The sequence below is a fragment of the Nocardia vinacea NBRC 16497 genome (genome assembly GCF_000308835.1).
Classification (GTDB): Bacteria; Actinomycetota; Actinomycetes; order Mycobacteriales; family Mycobacteriaceae; genus Nocardia; species Nocardia vinacea.
This window is the reverse complement of record NZ_BAGN01000313.1, coordinates 1-731: the sequence shown is the minus strand read 5'-3', so window position 1 is coordinate 731 and position 731 is coordinate 1. Positions and strand designations below refer to the sequence as shown.

Here is a 731-nt window from a genome sequence, read left to right as displayed (position 1 = left end):
TGGTCCGTCCGGCGTCGCTCGCGGTGTTCGGATTGTCGGCGATGGCCTCGCTGACGCTGCTGTGGCGGCGGCGGTTTCCGTGTGCGGTGCTGGTCGTCACCACGGTCTGCGGTATCGCGATCGGCGCCTTGGGTTTCGAGGTCTCGATCTTCAGTGCGGGTGCGGCCTTCGTCGCGGCGTACTCGCTCGGGCTGTGGTCGTCGGATCTGCGCACAGCCAAGATCGCGCCGCTGATCTCGGGCGCCGCGTTGTTGATCACCTCCTTCGTCCACAATTTCACGCCGGTGCTGACCGGCGGGCGCATCTCGCTGATCGCCGGGGTCCTGGTGGCGGGCGCGTTCGCCGAAGCCGGACGCAACAGGCGCAACTACCTAGCGGCCCTGCATGCACGGGCGGAACTGGCCGAACGCACCCGCGAGGAGGAGGCTCGACAGCGAGTCGGCGAGGAGCGGCTGCGGATCGCGCGTGAACTGCACGATATCGTCGCCCACCACATGGCCTTGGCGCACGCCCAAGCCTCCACCGCCGCATACCTTTTGCGCAGCCAACCCGACCAGGCGCAGGAGATGCTCGATCAACTGGCCGGCACCACCTCCGCGGCACTGCGGGAACTCAAAGCCACCGTGGGACTGCTGCGCGAGGACGATTCCGACGCCCCACTGGAACCCACCCCCGGCCTGGCTCAACTGCCGGAACTGCTCACCTCTTTCGAGCGAACCGGCCTCACCCTG

General features: G+C 68.0%; 1 protein-coding gene. It reads left to right on the top strand.

What is annotated here, in order from left to right:
- A partial coding sequence (locus ON44_RS33645; RefSeq protein WP_040698020.1) for a sensor histidine kinase occupies window positions 1-731 on the top strand: 731 nt, incomplete at both ends.